Here is a 20,905-nt window from a genome sequence, read left to right on the forward strand (position 1 = left end):
GCGAAACTAGCCCGCAGGAACTAACCGATTGTTAAGGCGCATGAGTCTTTAATGCCCCAGCAGGCAGAAGCCCGCTGCATAAAGACAGGAGTGCCCCCCTCGTGAGAAACCTCATCGCCCTGTGGTCCAGCTTTTCGATGCGCCGCCGACTGATTGTCGCGGCGGCAACGCTGGGGGTATTTCTGGCCATTATCGGGCTGGCGCGCGGGCTGGGCCGCAGCGATATGGCGCTGCTGTATTCCGGCCTTGATCCCGCCGCCGCGGCCGAGGTTGTCGCCGCGATCGAACAACAACGCAGCCCGTTCGAGGTGCGCGGCGACGCTATTTACGTGCCCGTCGAATCGCGTGACCTGCTGCGGATGACATTGGCGGGCGCAGGCCTGCCTGCCGCTGGTGCCGAGGGCTACGAACTGCTGGACAACCTGTCCGGCTTCGGCACGACCGCGCAAATGTTCGATGCCGCCTATTGGCGCGCGAAAGAGGGGGAACTGGCCCGCACCATCCTTGCCGTGCCCGGCCTGCGCGCGGTACGCGTGCATATATCGCCCCCCGCAGGGCGCGCGTTCCAGCAAGGCGAGCCCGCAACCGCTGCGGTGACGGTCACCATGACCAGCGGCAGCGTGTCGCAGCAACAGGCCCAAGCCTTTCGGTCATTGATCGCCGCCGCCGTGCCCGGCCTGCAGCCCGCCGATGTCGCTGTGATCGACGCCGTCGCGGGCCTAATCGCCGCGCCCGACAATGCCCAGATGGCCGACACGCGGCAGGAGGACCTGCGCAATCGTGTTCGCGCCCTGCTGGAGGCGCGCGTGGGCGCCGGCAATGCCGTGGTCGAGTTAGCAGTCGAGAATGTGACCGAAACCGAGACGATCCACGAACGGCGCATCGACCCCGACGGGCGAGTCGCTGTGTCCAACGACCTGTCCGAAAGCTCGCGCCGCAGCCAAGGCAATGCCGATGGCAACGTCACCGTCGCATCGAACCTGCCAGACGGGGCCGCGAATCAAGACAGTAGCCAAAACACCAGCGAAGACCGCGAAAGCCGCAATGTCACGAATTACGAACTGTCGGAAACCAGCCGCGAATTGCTACGCGCCCCGGGTGCAATTCGTCGCCTGACGGTCGCTGTGCTGGTAAACGAGCCCACCGGCCCGGACGCGACGCCCCGCACAACCGAGGAGCTGGACGCCCTGCGCGAGCTGGTCGAATCGGCCGTCGGGTTTGAGGCCGCCCGAGGCGATGTCATCACCCTGCGCGCCATGTCGTTCGTGACGCCCGCCGCGCTGGGGACCGAAGCCGTCGCCGCACCGCTGCGCCTGTTTGACGCGATGCAAATGATCCAATGGGCAGTGCTTGCGGCGGTGGCACTGGTGCTGGGCTTGTTCGTGCTGCGCCCAATGCTGCGGCCCGCGCCGCCCGTCGCGGAACTTCCGCCGCCTCTGTTGGACGATCCCTTCCCCATGGCGATGGCGCTGGACAACAATTTCGGCACATTGGATGCGCCGGACCCGGTCGCCCGCCTGACCGCGCTGATATCGGACCGTCAGGACGATTCCGTCCGGCTATTGCAAGCCTGGGTCGAAGACGGGCGCAAGCCCGAGCATAGCTGAGGGGCGCGGCGATGACCTTACGCGCTATTGCGTTTGAAGCCTTCGACAGCGAGCCGGAGAGCAACACAGGCCCCAGCCCAGAATACTTGGCTGGCTATGACGCGGCCATGGCCGAAATCGAGCAAAGCCAAACTGCGGCCCGCCTGCGCGCGCTGGATGTTACCGCGACCGCCCTAGCCGACCACAGTTTTACCCACGCAGAAGCGCGAAGATCTGTGCTGGCAGCGCTGTCGCCTTTATTCCAGACGATCGCCCAGCGCTTGCTGCCAGGCCTGCGGGCAGAGACCCTCCGTCTTTACTTGATCGACGCGCTGGAAACCGCCGCGGAAAACACCACAACCCGCGGAATTGCCGTGCAGCTGGCACCCGAAGATTACGAAACGCTGCGCGCCTTTGCCCCACAACTGCCGGGGCACTTCACGCTCGCCCCAGCGGCTGCAGTACCTATGGGCACGATCATGCTGGCGACGGGGGACGGCGAAAGCTGCCTCGATATCGAGACACTGCTGCTGCAGCTGCAAGACCTACTGACTATGACCGCCAACCTTGCTTCAGACGAAGCCTATCCCGAGGGAAACCATGTCCGAATTAGCGCCTGACCACAAAGCGATGCCCGAGGGCGCAAACCCAGCGCTGTGGAATGTACCGATCGAGGTAACCATCGCCGTCGGGCGCAGCCGCCCCTCCGTCCGCGAGCTCCTCGCGCTGGAGGAAAACGCGGTGCTGCAGTTGGATCGCCGCATCGACGACCCCGTGGAAATTTATATCGGCGACCGGCTAATCGCGCGCGGCGAATTGCAAGAATCCGAGGACGAGCCAGGGCAGCTGGCCGTCCGCTTGACCGAGGTCGCCTCCAACCCGGGCGAGCGTCTGTGACTGCACGATCCCTTGCAGCTGTCGCCCTCGCAGCGCTAGCGCTGAGCATTTTCGGCCACGGCGCAGCGGCGCAGGGGCTTTCCGACCTTTCGTTTGGCGAGGGGTCGGTGGCAGGGCGATCAATCCAGATGCTGGTGCTGATTACGCTGATCAGCTTGGTCCCCGCCCTAGCAATTATGTTCACCAGCTTTCCGTTTATGGTGACCGTTCTGTCGATTTTGCGGCAAGGTTTGGGCACGCAGCAATCACCGCCAAACATGTTGATCGTGACGCTGGCGCTGTTCCTGACCTGGTACGTCATGGCACCGGTTTTCGACACCGCATGGGCGAATGGCATCGCCCCCCTGTTGGAAGATCGCCTGCCGCTCGACGTCGCGTTGACCGAAGCATTGGCCCCGTTTCGCACGTTCATGGCCAGCCGCATCGACCCGTCGACCTACGAAACATTGGCCGCCCTACGCCCTGATGTGAATGCGGCTGCCCCGATCAGCGATGCACCGCTTTCGACACTTGTGCCGACATTCTTGCTCAGCGAATTGTCGCGCGCGTTTCAGGTGGGCTTTCTGATTTTCCTACCGTTTTTGATTATCGATCTGGTCGTCGCAGCGGTACTGATGTCGATGGGCATGATGATGGTGCCGCCTGCTGTCGTCTCGCTGCCGTTCAAGCTGGCATTTTTCGTCGTTGCCGATGGCTGGAGCCTGATCGCCAGCAGCCTGGTGCGGAACTACTTCTGATTTACACACAAAAAGCCGGCCTTAAATCGGGCCGGCTTTTTCATGCATGCACCACTAATGCACTATAAATTCGGCATGCAGCGCACCGGCCGCTTTGATGCTTTTCAGGATGTCGATCATATCGTGGGGCGCAACGCCCAGCGCGTTCAGGCCCGTCACCAATTCAGACAGCGATGTGCCTGTATTCACCTCGGCCATTCCGCCCGTGCCGCTATCCACCGACAGGGCTGCGGTGCTTTGCGGTACAATCACCGTTGCGCCATCCGAAAATGGGTTCGGCTGCACAACCATCGGGTTTTCCTCGACCCGCACTGTCAACCCGCCCTGCGATACAGCCACGCGGCTGATGCGTACATCTTCGCCGATCACAATCGTGCCCGAGCGTTGATCGACGACGACTCGTGCGCGAATTTCGGGTTCGACCAAAATGTTTTCAATACGGCTCATCGCATGGGCGGGCGAGGACGCCCGTGTTGCCGAAACGTTCACAAGGACAGTACCCGAATCCTGCATCACGGCCACACCACGCCCGAATTCGCGGTTCACGGCGGTCTCTATCCGCTCGGCCGTGGTAAAATCGGGGGTGCGCAGCGCTAGTCGGATATTGCTAAGGGTCCTGAAGTCAAAATCGACCTCGCGCTCGACCGTTGCGCCTGATGGGATGACGCCAGCCGTTGGCACACCTTGGGTCACGCGGGCTGCCTGGGCTTCTGCCGAAAATCCCCCTGCAATTACAGTACCTTGAGCAACGGCGTATATTTCACCATCGGCAGCGTTCAGCGGCGTCATAACCAGCGTGCCACCAAGCAGGCTGGACGCGTCGCCGATAGCCGAGACAGTCACATCCACAGGGCTGCCCGACCGCGCGAAGGGGGGCAATCGCGACGTGACCAGCACCGCCGCCACGTTGCGTGGGCGAAATTGTTCGCCCGTTATGTTCACGCCCAAGCGCTCCAGCACATTCGCCATGATTTCTTCGGTGAAGGGTGAGTTTCGGATGCCGTCGCCGGTGCCGTTCAGGCCAACGACCAGTCCGTAGCCAACTAAGTCGTTACCACGAACGCCGTCGAATTCCACCAGATCTTTCAGCCTTGCCGGGGCGGCTTCTGCCTGCCCCGCGAACAACGCCATGGCAGCACAAGCCGCCATCAGAAATGCGCGCATTGCTACCTCAAATAATTGGTCAGGCTCAGCGACGCCAGCCGCGCCGTCAGGGTGTAGTGCAGTTCCAACTGGTCCGAGACCGCCTGCAGCGCAGTCGAGGCCTCGAACGTGTCGATCTGCGCCATATCGTTGCGCGTTGTTGCAAGGCTGGTTTTTTCCACGGCCAACTTGGCCTGCGTTTGCGCAACTGTCTGCTCGGCCAGACCCAAACGCGCGCGGGCGGCGCTGAGGCCGCTTGCTTGCGTAATCAATCCCTCGCCCGCAGCATGTACCAGTTGCGCCTGCGCGGTATTGGAAAAGCCCAACTTGTCGGAAATCGCGGCCGTCGCCAAATCGCGCATCAGCCCCACCAGCACCGGGTCATCGGCGCGCACCGAGATTGTGACCGTCAGGTCTGCATCGATCTGCCGCGTCATGTTTTCGCCCGGCGCCCCATGATAACCGACACCGCCCGCACCTGCCGCAGGGAACGACGCGTCGAACCAATCGGCGATGCGCTGCTTTGCGTCAGCGACCGTAACGGCGCCAGCAACATACCCTTCCAGCGCCGCCAGAATATCGTCTCCATCCGACACTGCGGGACCATCCGTCGACGCGCCCGCGAACAGCGAGACCCCCGCCGATTGAGTGTTCAACGACGCGACAACCTGCGCAAAGCCGTTCCGCGCGGCCTCGGTCGCGGCGCTGAGCTCGACCTGCGTGGCTTGGCTGCTGACCGAAATCAGTTGCGCGCTGATGTTACCGCGCTGCGTATCAATGTTTTCGAGAGCACTTTGCATCGCCGTCAGTTGCGTTGCCAGCAAACTGGCCGATTTGGTATAGCTTTCAATCATCGAAAGCCGGTGCTTGATCGCAGCGAACTGGCCTGTTTGCACCCCAAGATGCGCCGACATATCGCTGGCTTCGCCCGAGGCAACCTCGGCCGTCAGCGTCTCCAGTTTTTCACGAATCTGCAAATTGGCCTGTCGGTTTGCAAAATGACGGCCAAGGTCGCTGAGCGGCGTGAAAGCCATATCAAATCTCCAACAAGGTTTTCAGCATGCCATCGACCGCTTGGATCACCTTGGCATTGGCCGCATATGCAGTCTCGATCAGCAGCAGTTTTTGCATTTCCTGATCGCTATCGACCCCGCTTACCGCCTCGGCAGAAAAGAGGCTGCTGTGAAGCGCGCTGGTGAAACTGACGTCATTGTCAGCACTGACACGGGCGGCACTGACATCATTCAGCACATGCGCGGCCGAAGACGCGGCGCTTTTAGCTAGCGTTCCCGAAGGCAGCGTTTGACTGGCGCTTAGGGCGGCTGACCAGCGTGCAAGCTGCACCGAGGAACCGGACGACGTCCCGCCCATTGTATAAAGCCCATCGCGCAGCAAGGTTGCATCGCCCCCTGCACCGGGATCGATCAGGCTGTTCATTCGCAAGCGCGATGCAAGGCCGACGGTATCCGCAGGGTTCACGGCAGCGCCGCTGTCTGTCAATAGCCCGAGAAGCGGGCCGGATGCGCCGATGGTCGGGTCATTGGCCGCATTTTGAAACCGCAGCGCCAAATCCGCGGCAACATCGTCAAGGCCGGCCTGTGCTGAAGTCAGCACGTCATCGCGCAGCGCAAATACCGCCCCCAGCGTTCCTCCCGCCAATTTGCCGACACCGCCATCTGCCGCCAGTGGTCGGCCATCGACGGTCAGGCCCGACAGCAACCCGTTTTGCAAGCTCATATCCGCGGTGATCGTTGGTGAGTGCGTAAAGCCGAATGTCGCGGCGCTGTTTTCAACCAGCATGACCCCGCCGGGGGCCATCAGGGCGACGACACCGTTGTCGCGTGCCACCTCGGACACTGGAATGATCGCGGCGATGCTATCGATCACCATCGCGCGCTGGTCCATCAGACCGGCCGCATCGGCACCCGATGTCAGGGCGCGGGTAATTTGCTTGTTTAGCGTGGCAACCTGTTGCAGCGCGGTGTTCAGGCTGTCGACTTGGCCGGCGATGTCGGCGTCCGCCTCGGCGCGCATGGTCTGCACTTTTGCGGCGTTGTCGTTCAGCGTCTTGACGATATCGCTCAGCGCATAGGCCGCCGCATCCAGCCCCGCCTGCGAGGTGGGGTCGGATGCCGCCGTGACAAGCGCCTGTTCGAACGCGGTGATACGCCCTGCGATCGACCCCACATCCGTCGGCGCACCTAGCGCAACCTCCAGCCGTGCCAGACCTTGGGCTAGCACGGTTGAGCCGTCCATTCGCGTCAGCGCATTGCGCCGGTCCGCCGTGATAGCCGCGTTTACCGCACGGCTGACGCCGTCGATAGACACGCCCGCCCCGCGCCCCCCGATGGAATTGGCCGAAAGCGCGACATCGCGGCGCGCGTATCCCACGGTCAATGCGTTCGATACGTTGGACGAGATCACCTCGGTCTGGCGCGAAACCGCAGCCAGCCCCGACAGCGCGTTACCAAGAGAGTAGGACAGGCTCATCTATCGCCCCTTATCGCTTGAGGTTGGTGGTTTCCTGCAGCATTTCGTCGACGGTCTGGATGACCTTGGCATTCGACGAATAGGCGCGCTGGGTTTGGATCATCTGGGTCAGCTCGGTCGCGACATCGACGGCCGATCCCTCGCTGGTGTAGCCCAGCATCTCGCCGGTAGGGCCGGTGCCTGCATCCCAAAGGAAGAACGCGCCGCTGTCTTGGCTAACCGCATAAGCCTGACTGCCAAGGCTTTGCAGCCCGTTCACATTGGGCACATCGACAACGGGAATTTGGTACAGCAGCCGCGTCAGCCCGTTGCTGTAGGTGCCATACAGATTGCCGCCTGCATCAACCTCGACCCCCGTGAGCGTGCCCGAAGGTGCGCCATCGCGCGTTACAGCCACCGGCGCAAAGCCGTCCGACAACTGTGTCATTCCATCGGGCTGTCCGGGCTTGCCGATGTTGATGGACAAGGGCCCCGACGCAACATCAACCGACAGCAGCCCCGTCGCCGGATCATAGGGGTCGCCTGCACCAGTGGTCACCGACAGCAAGCGGCCGCCGCCTGTGCGCGAATCGTCAAATTCCAGCTCGTAAGTGCCCACCAGCGCGCCGCCTTGCGCGTCGTCGTAAATCTCGACCGTCCACGTATTGGATTCGCCCGCCGCAGGGACGGTCGGGACATAGTTCACGGTCAGCGTCTTGGTTTTGCCCAAGTTGTCATAATACTCGATCACCTGCGTTTCGACATCACCCGTCGCGCCCGCCTCGGTCGATGTTGCGGGCAGGTTGGCGGCCAAGGTCAGCGCGGTCGTGGGCGAGCCGACGACCTGGTTCGTCAACACGCGCACTGGCTGCAGGCCCGATGTAGTATCGCGCGATTGCGTGCCAATCGACCCCGTGCTGTCGGCGGGCCACCCCAAAAGCGCGTAGCCGCTGGATGTCGTCAGGTAGCCGTCCGAGTTCGTGGTGAACGATCCGGTGGTGGTCATTTGGAATGGCAGGGCACCGCCTGCCTCGACAGCCGATAGCGTGGTGATGGGCAAAAACCCGCGGCCGCTGATGGCAAGGTCGGTCGCGTTGGTCGTCGACGCCAGCGGGCCGCGTTCGTCGATCACTCGCGTGGCCGATGTGCGCACCCCGCCCGCCGTGTACTTGCTGCTGCTGGTGCCGATCACCATCGCATAGAATTCCGTCTGCGCGCGCTTGTACCCGTTGGTCGACGAGTTCGCGATATTGTCGGAAATCGTCGCCAATTTGTTCGCGTTGGCGGACAGGCCCGCAACACCGGCATTCATCGAGGAGGAGATAGACATTCTGTACCCTTGGTTGTTGCGAGAATCAGCCTGCGATCAGGCTAGGCGGGCAGGCTTAACAGCGGCCTAATGGCTAGCGGCCATTGCGCAGGATGGTGATTTCGACGCGGTCGTTGCGCAGCGCGGTGGGGTCGGAGGTGACGGGGCTGCGGTCGGCGTGGCCGGTGACGCGGCGCAAACGCGCAGGCGGGGTGCCAGCGGCTTCCAGCGCGGCGCGCACCGCGTCGGCCCGCGCGCCGCTAAGGCGCCAAACGGGGTTATCCTGCAAAACAACGGGCCGCGAGGGGAGATGCGCGGCCACCGAAATGCCGTTCTGCACTTGCGCGGCGACGCGCGCGATCATCTGAATAATGGCTACCGTCATCGGTGTCGGGATTGCGGTATCGCCCTGAAAAATCGGCGCACCGGGCTGCGCGAAAACCTCGATCACCAACCCTTCGTCGGTCATGCGGGTAATGATATGGCGGCGGATGGAATCATCCTCGACGCTTTCGCCGCCCTGCCCCGCCAGTACACGGGCGATTTCTTCCAGTGCGAGAACCTCGGATGCGTTTTGGGCGGCGGACATCGCGCCGCGCTGCGGCGTCGCACGTCCGGCGATGTAATCCATACCGCTGCCCATCGCGGGGCCAACCTCGCGGCTTTGGCTGTCGCGCCCGCCGAACATCCCGTCTGCACCGCCGCTGACGCTGGCCACAGGCGTCCCCGAGGCAAAGAAGTTGGCGATGCCGTTCCGCTGCTCCTCGGTCACAGAGTTGATGATCCACATCAGCAGGAAGAACGCCATCATAGCGGTGACGAAATCGGCGTAGGCGACCTTCCACGCGCCGCCATGGTGACTGCGCCCCGCGGCCACTTTCCTGCGGCGCACCACGACGCGCATATTGCCCTGATTTGCCATGATGCCCCCATTGCCTGACAGGGGCAGCTTAGGGCGCGCAGGATGAAGCCTGCGTTAACGAAAAAGCCCCGCCGGAGCGGGGCTTTCATCTTATTCTGCCGGAATGGCGGCCACGTCGTGGGCCAGCGGATGCTTCAGATGCACCAGCATTTCCTTGGGGCAGACCTGCAGGAAGTTCGGCAGTTCGGCATCCCAGTTGGCCAGAATTTCAGCCGCCTTGCGCGAGCCTGTCTCGTGGGCGTGACGCTCGATCAGGGCGCGAAGCTCGGCCTCCCAATGGGTGACGGTGATCTGGCAGGTGACCAGCGTTTCCATGTTGATCATCGCAGGTGCAGCACCCGCCGGATCATAAAGATACGCCATGCCGCCCGTCATACCAGCGCCAAAGTTCGCGCCGATCGTGCCGAGGATGACAGCCGTGCCGCCGGTCATATATTCGCACCCGTTGGTGCCACAGCCCTCGATCACCACCTTGGCACCCGAGTTGCGCACCCCGAAACGTTCACCGGCGCGGCCCGCTGCAAACAGGTAGCCGTCGGTTGCACCATAAAGCACCGTGTTGCCGATGATCGTGTTATCGGCAGCCACCAGTGGCGAGGACATCGGCGGGCGCACGACAATAGTGCCGCCCGACAAGCCCTTGCCAACATAGTCATTCGCCTCGCCCGACACCTCGATCTTCAGCCCGTGGACCGAGAACGCCCCGAGGCTCTGCCCCGCAGACCCCGTCAGTTTCAGCGTCAGGTGATCGTCCTGCAGGCTGTTGCGCATGCCGAACTTGGTCACGATATGGCTGGACACGCGCGTGCCGATGGTACGCAGCGTGTTTTGCACCGCGTAATCCAGCTGCATCTTCTCGCCGTCGTTCAGGAAGCGTTGCGCGTCCTTCACGACCTCGGCGTCCAGCGTGTCAGGCACGACGTTGCGCGGACGGCTGCGGTCGTAGCTATGGCGGGTCGAGCCGTCGACTTGAATCAGCAGCGGGTTCAGGTCGAGGTCGTCCAGTCGCGCCGAACCACGGCTGATCTGCGACAGCAGGTCGGCGCGGCCGATCACCTCGTCCAAGCTACGCGCGCCGATGCTGGCCAGAATCTCGCGCACTTCGGTGGCATAGAACGTGATCAGGTTGACCACCTTGTCGGCCGAGCCCGTGAACTTCTGGCGCAGGGCCTCATTCTGGGTGCAGACGCCGACGGGGCAGGTGTTCGACTGGCACTGGCGCACCATGATACAGCCCATCGCGATCAGCGCGGCGGTGCCGATGCCGTATTCCTCGGCCCCCAGCATCGCGGCGATGACGATGTCGCGGCCCGTGCGCAAACCGCCATCGGTCCGCAGGGTGACGCGGTCGCGCAGGTTGTTCATCGTCAGAACCTGATGCGCCTCGGTCAGCCCCATTTCCCACGGCAGGCCAGCGTATTTGATCGACGTGCCCGGGGATGCGCCCGTGCCGCCGTTGTGGCCCGACACCAGAATGACGTCGGCCTTGGCCTTAGCCACACCTGCCGCAATCGTCCCCACGCCCGAAGACGACACCAGCTTTACTGTCACCTTACAACGCGGGTTGATCTGCTTCAGATCGTAGATCAGCTGGGCCAGATCCTCGATCGAATAGATGTCGTGGTGCGGCGGCGGCGAGATCAGCGTCACACCCTTGGTCGAGTGACGCAGACGGGCGATCAGGTCGGTCACCTTCATGCCGGGCAGCTGACCACCTTCGCCGGGCTTTGCGCCTTGGGCGACCTTGATCTCCAGCTCCTCGCAGGCATTCAGGTATTCGGCGGTCACACCGAAGCGGCCCGAGGCAACCTGCTTGATCTTTGCGCAGGGGTTGTCGCCGTTGGGCAGCGGATGGCTGTGCGCCGGATCCTCACCGCCCTCGCCCGAATCGGACTTCGCCCCGATGCGGTTCATGGCGACGTTCAGCGTCATATGCGCCTCGGGCGACAGAGCACCCAGGCTCATCCCAGGCGTCACGAACCGCTTGCGGATCGAGGTGATGCTCTCGACTTCCTCGATCGGGACGGCGTTGCCCAGCGGCTTGATGGCCAGCAGGTCGCGCAGATGGATCGGCGGGTTCGCTTGCATCGCTTGCGAATAGCGCTGCCACAATTCGTAGCTGGCACGGTCGCAGGCGGCTTGCAGCATGTGCATCGTCTGCGCTTCCCAGGCGTGTTTCTCGCCCGAACGGCGCGACTTGTAGAAGCCGCCTATCGGCAACACGTCTTGGCCGCCCAGCCAGCCCTTGGCATGGGCCTGTTCCGCCTTGTGCTGAATACCGATCAGGCCGATGCCCGAAATACGCGACTGCATGCCGGGGAAATATTCGTCGACCATCGACCGCGACAGGCCGACAGCTTCGAAGTTCAGGCCCCCGCGATAGGACGAGATGACCGAAATCCCCATCTTCGCCATGATCTTTAGCAGACCGCCGTTGACCGCCTCGCGGTAGCGGCGCATCGCCTCTTCCAGCGTTCCGTCCAGCAGGCCGCGTTCGATCCGGTCGCCGATCGAATCTTCGGCCAGATACGCGTTCACCGTCGTCGCCCCCGAGGAGATCAGCACGGCGAAATAGTGGGGGTCGATACATTCGGCCGCCCGCACGTTCAGCGAACAGAAGGTGCGCAGCCCCTTGCGGGTCAGCCAGCTATGCACGGCCGAGGTTGCCAGAATCATCGGCATGGCAACACGCGTTTCCGACTGGAATTGGTCGGTCAGCACGATATGGCCTGTCCCCGAACGGACGGCGTCTTCGGCTTCGCCACGAATCCGCTCCAGCCCCAGACGCAGCGCGTCTTGCGAGCTACCGGCATCGAAGGTGCAGTCGATCGTCACAACGCCCGCCGTTTCGAACTGGCGCATCAGTTCGTCGAATTCACCGTTGCAGATGAACGGCGTATCCATGACCAGCGTTTCGGTCTGGTTGCTGCTTTCGTCCAGCACGTTCTTCAGGTTGCCAAAGCGCGTCTTCAGCGACATCACGCGGCTTTCGCGCAAAGAATCGATCGGCGGGTTGGTCACTTGGCTGAAGTTCTGGCGGAAGTAATGCGACAGCGGGCGGTACTGCTTGGACAGCACGGCGACCGGCGTATCATCGCCCATCGAGGCGATCATTTCCTTACCGTCTTCGGCCATCGGCGTCAGAATCTGCTCCAACTCCTCGACCGAATAACCGGCTGCGATCTGGCGCTTGCGCAGGGCGGTGCCCGTGAACAGGCATTTTTCCGGCAGCGTCAAGACGCTCGAGGAGAAGGAAATCGACTTTTCCACCCAATCGCCGAAGGGCTGGGCCGATGCCAATTTATCTTTGATCTCGCGGTCGTGGTACAGCTTGCCCTCGACCATATCGACGGCGATCATCTGGCCCGGGCCCAAGGCGCCCTTCTCGATCACGGTGCGTTCGTTCACGGGCACCATGCCCACTTCGGAACCCGCAATCAGCATACCCTCGCCCGTGACGACATAGCGCATCGGGCGCAGGCCGTTACGGTCAAGGCCGCCGCACACCCAGCGCCCATCGGTCATAGCCAGCGCGGCGGGGCCGTCCCACGGCTCCATCACGGTGTTGCAATAGGCATACATGTCAGCCCATTCCTTGGGCATCTCGCCGACGTTCTTCGACCACGCCTCGGGGACCAGCATGGTCTTGGCCATCGGCGCGCTGCGGCCGGCGCGGACCATCACCTCGAACACCGAATCCAGCGCGCCCGAATCGGATGTGCCGGCGGGGATGATCGGCTTGATATCCTCGGCCATGTCGCCAAAAGCGCCGTGAGCCATGCGGATTTCGTGGCTTTTCATCCAGTTGACGTTGCCCTTCAGCGTGTTGATTTCGCCGTTGTGGGCCAGCATACGGAACGGCTGCGCCAGCGACCATTGCGGGAAGGTGTTGGTCGAATAGCGCTGGTGATAGATCGCAAAGGCCGATTCAAAGCGGTCGTCCATCAGATCGGGATAGAAAACCGCGACCTGTTCGGCCAGCATCATACCCTTGTAAATGATCGAACGGCACGACAGCGAACAGATATAAAGGCCGTTGATATGCGCCGCCGTCGCCGCTTTCTCGATGCGGCGGCGGATGATGTACAGCTCACGCTCGAATTGCTCGGCGTCGATGTCTTTCTCGCAGCGGATCAGGATCTGCTCAATCTCGGGGCGGGTCGCATTCGCCTTTTCGCCCAAGACCGATGTGTCCACCGGCACGTGACGCCAGCCATAGATATAGTGGCCCATGCGCAGCACTTCGGCCTCGACGATCGTGCGGCAGCGTTCCTGCGCGCCAAAATCGGTGCGCGGCAGGAAGATCTGGCCCACGGCCATCAGCTTGTCTGCGGCAGGCTCGTGCCCGGTGCTGCGGACTTGGTCGTGGAAGAACGGCATCGGAATCTGGATATGGATTCCCGCGCCGTCACCCGTCTTGCCATCGGCATCAACGGCCCCACGGTGCCAGATCGCTTTCAGCGCGGTGATGCCCTTTTCGACGACCGAACGCGACGGCGTGCCGTCGATTGCGACGACCAAGCCAACCCCGCACGAGGAATGCTCGTCCTCGGCCCGGTAGAGCGAGTTCTCGGCCATCCATTTGCGCTTGGCTTCCTCGGCAGCGACCCAATTTGCGTCATAGCTGGTCATGGCGAGACTCCTGAATATCAGATTCGAAGGGGGATTGCGGCAGCGACGACAGCAAAACGCCGCAGCCAAAAGCGGGAATGGCCGACAAGAAACCGGCCTCGCCGGGGCGGATGATCCGCACGGGCGTATTATCTTCCGAGAACGTGTCTTCGGGGGTCGAGATTTGCGATGAACCCGACAGGAACATGCGCCAATCGCGGTTGATGAATTCGTTGCCCTGCGACTGCCAAACCAACTGGCCGCCCGCGTCATAGGCGCTGATGTTGAACTCGGTCTGCTCTAGCGTCGCACCGTCAACGGTCAGCGTCTCGCCGGTCAGCTTGTCGTAGCCGCGATATTGCATCACGAAACTGCTGCCATCCTGCGCGGTGCTGAGGGTCATGAAATCGTAATCGTTGCGGCCCGTCGCGATCAATTCCGACAAGCTGGCCGGGTCGATGGAATCGGGCAGCAGGCGGTCGGTCAGCCCCGAACGCAGATGGCGACTTTCGATCCACTGCGTTTCGGCGTCGATCATGCCGACATAGACGACACCTTCCTCGGTGATGTCGACGCGGCGCTGGTAGCCCTCGGGGTCGCCGTTGCAGGTGAAATGGTGCGCAACAGTGCAGGCCCGCCCCTGTACCGTCAGATAGGCTTGGCAGCCAGACGGTACGGAAAAGGTCGTGTTCGGGTTGCGGTCTTGCGCAAATGCGGCAACGGGCAGCAAGGCCGCGGCAAAACCAATCAACGGAACAGCACTGAAAACGCGCGAAAACGCCATATCGATCCCCTCGCCGCAGCGATGGCGGCCCTATTCGGCCGCCACCGTGGCGGACTGGCCCAGATAATCCAAGATCGCCGTGGCCGAGTCACGGCCATCGCGAATTCCCCAGACAACCAGCGAAGCACCGCGCACGATATCGCCCGCTGCAAATACACCGTCGAGGTTGGTTTGGCCCGTGCCGAACTGCGCACGCACCGTGCCCCAACGGGTCACTTCCAACCCGTCGACGCCCCACAGCTTGGGCAGGTCCTCGGGTTCGAACCCGAGGGCTTTCACCACCAGATCGGCCTCCTCGATGTAATCGGCACCTTCGATCAGCTCGGGGCTGCGGCGGCCCGATGCATCGGGCGCACCCAAGCGCATACGCTGCACGTTTACGCCGGTGACCACGCCGTCTGCGGCGGTAAAGCCGGCAGGTGCGGCCAACCAGACGAATTCGACGCCTTCTTCCTCGGCGTTCTTGGTTTCGCGCTGCGAGCCGGGCATGTTTGCCTTGTCACGACGGTAGAGACACTTGACCGAGATCGCGCCCTGACGGATCGCCGTGCGCACGCAGTCCATCGCGGTATCGCCGCCGCCGATTACCACGACGCGCTTGCCTGCGGCATTCAGCGTGCCGTTGTCGTATTCGGCCACATCATCGCCGAAATTCTTGCGGTTCGAGGCTGTCAGATAATCCAGCGCGCGCACCAGACCCGCCGCATCGGCGTTGTCGCCGCCCAGATCGCGCGTCTTGTAGACGCCGGTGGCGATCAGAACCGCATCGTGCTTGCCGCGCAGGGCGTCAAAGCTGACATCCTCGCCGATGTTGCAGTTCATCACGAACTGCACGCCAGCCGCTTCCAACTGCTCGATCCGGCGCATGACAATGTGCTTTTCCAGCTTGAAGCCCGGGATGCCATAGGTCAGCAGGCCGCCTGCGCGGTCGTAACGGTCATACACCGTGACCTGAACACCAGCGCGGCGCAGCACATCGGCAGCGGCCAGACCCGCAGGCCCCGCACCAATAATGCCGACGCTTTCGGCGCGGTCACCCTGCGGGACGATGGGCTTGACCCAACCTTTTTCCCACGCCGTATCGGTAATGTATTTCTCTACCGAGCCGATGGTCACGGTGCCGTGGCCCGATTGCTCGATCACGCAGTTCCCCTCGCACAGGCGGTCTTGCGGGCAGATGCGGCCGCAGATCTCGGGGAAGGTGTTAGTCTGCTGGCTGATCTCGTACGCCTCTTGCAGGCGGCCCTGCGCGGTCAGGCGCAGCCAGTCGGGAATGTTGTTCGACAGCGGGCAGTGCGCCTGACAATAGGGCACACCGCACTGGCTGCAGCGCGAGGCTTGCTCGGCCGCTTTGGCATCGGCAAATTCGCGGTAGATTTCGTCGAAGTCCTGTTTACGGTCTTCAGCCCCACGCTTTTCAGGCATGGAGCGGGGGACGCTTACGAACGTCAACATCTTTTCAGTGGCCATAGCATGATCCTTCACGCAGCTGCTTGAGCGTGAATAATCCGCCGCCACGGGAAAGAAAAGTCAGCAAAGCTGACCTAAAAGCCATTTGCTGCGTGTTTTTTCGCGCGCAGGTTAAAAAATGCGCCGTATTTAGGTCAGCAATACTGACTAAGCAGACCCAGACCCCAGTGCCAGCGCTAGCAGAACCGCTGCGCCTAGGCTGATTCGCCACCACGCAAACAGCGCGTAGCCTCGGCGCGAGATGTAATCCAGCAGCCAGCGCACCACCAAAAGCGCCACGAAAAACGTCACGACGAAGCCGACGATGATGTCCGTCCATGCCGCACCCGTCAACGCGTCGCGGCTTTTCCACAGGTCAAACGCCACCGCGCCGAACATCGTGGGGATCGACAGGAAGAACGAAAACTCGGCCGCCGCGCGCTTTTCCACCCCCATCAGCAACGCCCCGACAATGGTAGCCCCCGACCGCGACACCCCCGGGATCATGGCGATGCACTGCACAAGGCCAATTTTCAGCGCCAGCGGCAGCGGCAGATCCATCGCGTCGCGGTAGCGCGGGGTGATCTTCATGCGATCGACCCACAGTAGGATGACCCCGCCCACAATCAGCGCGATTGCAATTGTGGCGGTCGATTCGAACAGCACCCGCTTGATCAGATCATGGGCCAACACCCCGATCACCACTGCGGGCAGAAAAGCAACCAAGACCGAATAGACAAAACGGCGCGCGGCGGGATCGGTCGGGATCCGGCGTACAACGGCCAACAGGCGCGCGAAGTAAAAGACAACCAGCGCCAGAATCGCGCCCAGCTGGATGGCAACCTCGAACACGCGGGCGGGGCTTTCGAACCCCAGAAAATGCCCCGCAATCAGCAGGTGCCCGGTCGAGGATACCGGCAGGAATTCGGTCAGCCCCTCGATCACCCCCATAAAGGCGGCAAGGAACAGGTTGTCAGATGTCATAGGTCAGTTCCACCTTAGGCGACCCGCAGATCGGGCCAATCGTGCCGCTGCGGAGCCCTATCGGCTTTTCAGGCGTTGGGCCGACTCGCGAATGGCAGTGAACTGCCCGGCAGGGCGGAAACGCCACAGATATTCGGGCAGCACAACCCCATACGGGGTGGGCGTGATGCCAAAGGGCGCAAAGCCGCCTGCCCCCAGCGCGGCATCGGCAACGTTATCATCCGCCAACATCAGCAACTGGTCGCGCGTCACCGGCACGGGCAGCACGCCAAAGCTGATACGTCCCAGCGTTTCGGCGACGGCCGCGCCGGTGCGGGCCAGCCCTTCGGGCATCATCACGATGCGCTTGGGCTGGCGCGTCACATCCAGCACGTCTTGCGCCAGTTCGTGCAGCGACACAACCTGCGGGCCCGCCAGCGGATAAACACCGGGCGCGGCATCCATATTGGTCGCCGCAGCGGCAACGTCATCGACCCATACGGGCTGCACGCGCGTGGCGCCGCCGACCAGCGGCAGCACAGGCAACATGCGGGCCATTCCCGCCAAACGGTTAAAGATGTGATCGTCGCGGCCAAACATCAGCCCCGGCCGCAAAATCACAGCCGAGGGGAAGGCCGCGAGCACCGCGGCCTCGCCGGCAGCTTTGCTGCGCTGGTAGTCACTGGGCGCATCGGCCCGCGCCCCCAAGGCCGAGATATGCACCAGCCGCGCCACACCCGCCGCGCGCGCAAGCCGCGCGATCTGCCCAGCCGCATCGACGTGCACGGCCTGAAAGGTGTTCGGCCCTTTTGGCGCGATGATCCCCACGCAGTTGATCACCAGATCGGCCCCGGTCACCATCCGCGCGACGGAATCAGCCGTGCGGATATTGCAGGCCACCGGCTCGACCTGACCGACAGTCCCGTAGGGGCGCAAGAATAGCGCAAGGTTCGGGTCGCGCACGGCGGCGCGCACGCGCCAGCCCTGCTGTGCCAAGCGCCGTACGATATAGCGGCCTAAAAACCCGCCCGCACCGAAAACAGTTGCAATACCTGACATAGCGCCCCAATCCGTCCCATTCCCTCGTCCTAGCGTCATGCTACCTGCCCCCCCGCAGCCCCGCAAGGCATTGACGCGAGGACATTCGTTTTGCCCGAAAAATTCGTGTTGACGCCCCCGTTCACTCGGCCTAGAAGCTGCCTCACACAACCTGCCCAGGTGGTGGAATTGGTAGACGCGCTGGCTTCAGGTGCCAGTGTCCGCAAGGACGTGGAGGTTCGAGTCCTCTTCTGGGCACCACTACCCTCGAAAACCCGCTTGGTTCGCCAAGCGGGTTTCGTGTTTTCAGGGCCACGCCCGCTGCAAATGAGGCAAGGCTGTCGCCCTGCCCCAGCTTTACCCCATATCCTGTTATTTCGCGGCAATAGCGATCGGCACCAGCACCTCGGGCTCGATCACGTTGACGCCAGGCAACCCGGCTTTCAGCACATCGGCGTTTTGTTCCAGCGCGAGGAACGTGCGGTAGTGGCAGGGAATCACCGTCTTAAAAGCGAAGTATTTCTTGGCCGCCCAGGCTGCGCGCTTCATATCCATCGTATAATGGCCGCCCGCCGAAAGGATGCCGATGTCGGGCGCGTGGTATTCGCCCATCCACGCCATATCGGCCATGATGTCGGTGTCGCCGGTGAAATAGATGACATGCCCTTCGGCGGCGATCATGAAGCCCGCCTCGGACCCCACGGCGACCAATCCATCCGGCCCGCTAAGGGACGAGGAATGGCACGCATTCACCATAGTCACCGCCACATCGCCCAACTGCAATGTGCCGCCCTTGTTAAACCCGATCACCTCGGCGGCGGCGGATTGATGCAGATAGCCAGCCAGATCGGCAATGGCTGCAATCGGCGCGCCGGTGACGGTCGACACTTCCAGCGCGTCGGCGATGTGGTCGGAATGGGCATGCGTCAGCAGAATATGCGTCGCACCCTTGATCGCCTCCTCGCGCCGCTTTTCGGGGAACGCGGGGTTACCTGTCAGCCATGGATCAACCAACAGCACTTGATCGCCGGCCTCGATGCGGAAACTGCCGTGGCCCAACCATATGATGTTCATTTTCGCCTCCTGTGCGGTTTGGGACAGCTTATCGCCCCTACGCCATACGGCAAGCACGTAGCGCGCCTTGCGGTGCGGGGCAGCGGGCGCTAAACGCATCTCGACTAGTCGCAGTTGGAGAGTGAGCATGTCGATCGACATCGAGACCGCCCGCCGGGTGGCAAAACTCGCCCGGATACGGGTGGACGCCGAGGCTTTGCCCGCGTTGGCATCGGAATTCTCGGCGATCCTCGGGTTCATCGAGCAGCTGAACGAAGTGGATGTCGAGGGCGTCGAGCCGATGACATCCGTGACGCCGATGCGCCTGAAGCGCCGCGCCGATGTGGTGACCGATGGCGAGCAGCAAGCCGCCGTTCTTGCCAATGCCCCCGATGCCCGTGAAGGGTTCTTTGCCGTGCCGAAGGTGGTGGAATGACCGATACCCGCAAATTGACCATCGCCACCGCACGCGACCTGCTGCGCAAAGGCGAAGTGACCAGCGCCGAGCTGACCGAGACCTATATCAAGGCCATCGACGCCGCCGGCGCACTGAACGCATTCGTGCACAAGACGCCCGAAATCGCCCGCGCCCAAGCCGCTGCGGCTGATGCACGGCTGAAGGCGGGCGACGCCCCCGACATGTGCGGCATTCCGCTGGGGATTAAAGACCTGTTCGCGACCAAGGGCGTGCCCAGCCAAGCCGCGTCGGGCATTTTGGCGGGCTTTAAGCCCGAATACGAATCGACCGTGACCAGCCAATTGTTCGCCGACGGCGCGGTCATGCTGGGCAAGCTGAACATGGACGAATTCGCCATGGGCTCGGCCAACGAATCCTCGGTCTACGGCCCTGCGGTGAACCCGTGGCGCGCCAATGACAGCGATGCGGCGCTGACACCGGGCGGCTCGTCGGGTGGTTCGGCTGCGGCTGTGGCCGCCGACCTGTGCTTGGCCGCGACCGGCACCGATACCGGCGGATCGATCCGCCAGCCCGCCGCCTTTACCGGCACCACGGGCATCAAGCCGACCTATGGCCGCGTTTCGCGCTGGGGGATTATCGCCTATGCGTCCTCGCTGGACCAAGCGGGCCCGATGACCAAAGACGTGCGCGACGCGGCAATCATGCTGAAAGCCATGTCGGGCGTCGATGCCAAGGATTCGACCAGCGCCGACATCGCCGTGCCTGACTTCGAAGCCGCCCTGACCGGCGACATTCGCGGTAAAACCATCGGCATCCCGCGCGAATACCGGATCGAGGGCCTTTCGCCCGAGATTCAAAAGCTGTGGGACGACGGCATCGCCATGCTGAAAGACGCTGGCGCCAAGGTCGTCGACATCAGCCTGCCGCACACGAAATACGCGCTGCCCGCCTATTACGTGATCGCGCCTGCCGAAGCTTCGTCGAACTTGGCGCGCTATGATGGCGTGCGTTTCGGCCACCGCGCCCAGCTGTCGGCTGGCGACGGCATCAACGAGATGTATGAAAAAACCCGCGCCGAGGGCTTTGGCCCCGAAGTGCAGCGCCGCATCATGGTCGGCACCTATGTGCTGTCGGCAGGCTTCTACGACGCCTATTACAACCGCGCCCGCCGCGTGCGCACGCTGGTCAAGCGTGACTTCGAGATGGCCTTTGCCGACGGCGTCGATGCGATTCTGACGCCCGCTACGCCGTCGTCGGCCTTTGCCCTTGGCAAAGAAAGCGCCGATCCGGTCGAGGCCTATCTGAACGACGTCTTCACCATCACGGTGAACCTTGCCGGCCTACCGGGCGTATCCTTGCCTGCGGGACAAGACAGCAAGGGCTTGCCACTTGGCCTGCAGTTAATTGGCAAACCATGGGAAGAGGGCGAATTGCTGAACATCGCTTATTCACTGGAACGTTCCGTCGGCTTTGTGGCAAAGCCCGCGCGCTGGTGGTAAACTGGCTGTAATCTGCAATCAGCGTCT

The 20,905-nt window shown here is 62.7% G+C and carries 17 protein-coding genes and 1 tRNA gene; 7 read left to right on the top strand and 11 right to left on the bottom strand.

Translation table 11 applies throughout. The features are described from left to right. The first annotated feature begins 101 nt into the window (after positions 1-101). Genes fliF through fliP form a run of 4 tightly spaced genes read left to right on the top strand, consistent with a single transcriptional unit; the run spans position 102 to position 3,220 of the window. Positions 102-1,607 (top strand): flagellar basal-body MS-ring/collar protein FliF, encoded by a 1,506-nt coding sequence (gene fliF, locus BVG79_RS10305; protein ID WP_085786822.1) that lies wholly within the window; start codon positions 102-104, stop codon positions 1,605-1,607. An 11-nt stretch (positions 1,608-1,618) separates the two neighbouring features. After that, positions 1,619-2,206 (top strand): hypothetical protein, encoded by a 588-nt coding sequence (locus tag BVG79_RS10310; protein ID WP_085786823.1) that lies wholly within the window; start codon positions 1,619-1,621, stop codon positions 2,204-2,206. Continuing rightward, positions 2,187-2,483: a FliM/FliN family flagellar motor switch protein gene (locus tag BVG79_RS10315; RefSeq protein ID WP_085786824.1), complete on the top strand. Its 297-nt coding sequence runs from the start codon at positions 2,187-2,189 to the stop codon at positions 2,481-2,483. Before BVG79_RS10310 ends, BVG79_RS10315 begins: the two co-directional genes overlap by 20 nt. After that, complete coding sequence (gene fliP / locus BVG79_RS10320; RefSeq protein ID WP_085786825.1) at positions 2,480-3,220, top strand: flagellar type III secretion system pore protein FliP; 741 nt, start codon at positions 2,480-2,482, stop codon at positions 3,218-3,220. Before BVG79_RS10315 ends, fliP begins: the two co-directional genes overlap by 4 nt. Before the next feature lie 54 nt (positions 3,221-3,274). Here fliP and BVG79_RS10325 read toward each other — a convergent pair whose 3' ends face one another. The 10 genes from BVG79_RS10325 to BVG79_RS10370 all read right to left on the bottom strand — a co-directional run bounded on the left by BVG79_RS10325 (position 3,275) and on the right by BVG79_RS10370 (position 17,929). Beyond that, positions 3,275-4,384 (bottom strand): flagellar basal body P-ring protein FlgI, encoded by a 1,110-nt coding sequence (locus BVG79_RS10325; protein ID WP_085786826.1) that lies wholly within the window; start codon positions 4,382-4,384, stop codon positions 3,275-3,277. 2 nt (positions 4,385-4,386) lie between these two features. Further along, the gene (locus tag BVG79_RS10330; RefSeq protein ID WP_085786827.1) at positions 4,387-5,397 is read right to left on the bottom strand and encodes a flagellin; all 1,011 of its coding nucleotides are present in this window, start codon (positions 5,395-5,397) and stop codon (positions 4,387-4,389) included. 1 nt (position 5,398) lies between these two features. Then, entirely contained in the window at positions 5,399-6,853 is a 1,455-nt protein-coding gene (gene flgK / locus BVG79_RS10335; RefSeq protein WP_085786828.1) for a flagellar hook-associated protein FlgK, read from the bottom strand. A 10-nt stretch (positions 6,854-6,863) separates the two neighbouring features. After that, entirely contained in the window at positions 6,864-8,162 is a 1,299-nt protein-coding gene (locus tag BVG79_RS10340) for a flagellar hook protein FlgE (RefSeq protein WP_085786829.1), read from the bottom strand. Positions 8,163-8,235: 73 nt separating this feature from the next. After that, a complete protein-coding gene (locus tag BVG79_RS10345; protein WP_085786830.1) occupies positions 8,236-9,063 on the bottom strand; it encodes a flagellar motor protein MotB in 828 nt (275 codons plus the stop codon). Between the two features lie 90 nt (positions 9,064-9,153). Beyond that, positions 9,154-13,695 (bottom strand): glutamate synthase large subunit, encoded by a 4,542-nt coding sequence (gene gltB, locus BVG79_RS10350; protein WP_085786831.1) that lies wholly within the window; start codon positions 13,693-13,695, stop codon positions 9,154-9,156. Then, a complete protein-coding gene (locus BVG79_RS10355) occupies positions 13,682-14,458 on the bottom strand; it encodes a hypothetical protein (RefSeq protein WP_085786832.1) in 777 nt (258 codons plus the stop codon). Before BVG79_RS10355 ends, gltB begins: the two co-directional genes overlap by 14 nt. A gap of 30 nt (positions 14,459-14,488) precedes the next feature. Further along, positions 14,489-15,928, bottom strand: a complete 1,440-nt coding sequence (locus BVG79_RS10360) for an NAD(P)-dependent oxidoreductase (protein WP_085786833.1) — start codon at positions 15,926-15,928, stop codon at positions 14,489-14,491. A 147-nt stretch (positions 15,929-16,075) separates the two neighbouring features. Beyond that, on the bottom strand, positions 16,076-16,891 hold the full coding sequence (locus BVG79_RS10365) for an undecaprenyl-diphosphate phosphatase (RefSeq protein WP_085786834.1): 816 nt from the start codon (positions 16,889-16,891) through the stop codon (positions 16,076-16,078). Positions 16,892-16,948: 57 nt separating this feature from the next. Beyond that, entirely contained in the window at positions 16,949-17,929 is a 981-nt protein-coding gene (locus BVG79_RS10370) for a complex I NDUFA9 subunit family protein (protein WP_085786835.1), read from the bottom strand. 153 nt (positions 17,930-18,082) lie between these two features. On the opposite strand from BVG79_RS10370, the gene BVG79_RS10375 reads away from it, so the two are divergent. Beyond that, positions 18,083-18,169, top strand: a tRNA-Leu gene (locus BVG79_RS10375). A gap of 111 nt (positions 18,170-18,280) precedes the next feature. Here the strand turns inward: BVG79_RS10375 and BVG79_RS10380 are convergent. Beyond that, positions 18,281-18,982, bottom strand: a complete 702-nt coding sequence (locus BVG79_RS10380; protein ID WP_085787360.1) for a metal-dependent hydrolase — start codon at positions 18,980-18,982, stop codon at positions 18,281-18,283. A gap of 127 nt (positions 18,983-19,109) precedes the next feature. On the opposite strand from BVG79_RS10380, the gene gatC reads away from it, so the two are divergent. Together gatC and gatA are read left to right on the top strand one after the other, a co-directional pair. Then, entirely contained in the window at positions 19,110-19,397 is a 288-nt protein-coding gene (gene gatC, locus BVG79_RS10385; protein ID WP_085786836.1) for an Asp-tRNA(Asn)/Glu-tRNA(Gln) amidotransferase subunit GatC, read from the top strand. Continuing rightward, a complete protein-coding gene (gene gatA / locus BVG79_RS10390) occupies positions 19,394-20,878 on the top strand; it encodes an Asp-tRNA(Asn)/Glu-tRNA(Gln) amidotransferase subunit GatA (RefSeq protein ID WP_085786837.1) in 1,485 nt (494 codons plus the stop codon). Before gatC ends, gatA begins: the two co-directional genes overlap by 4 nt. The last annotated feature ends 27 nt before the right edge of the window (positions 20,879-20,905 follow it).

Source organism: Ketogulonicigenium robustum, assembly GCF_002117445.1.
Taxonomy (GTDB): domain Bacteria; phylum Pseudomonadota; class Alphaproteobacteria; order Rhodobacterales; family Rhodobacteraceae; genus Ketogulonicigenium; species Ketogulonicigenium robustum.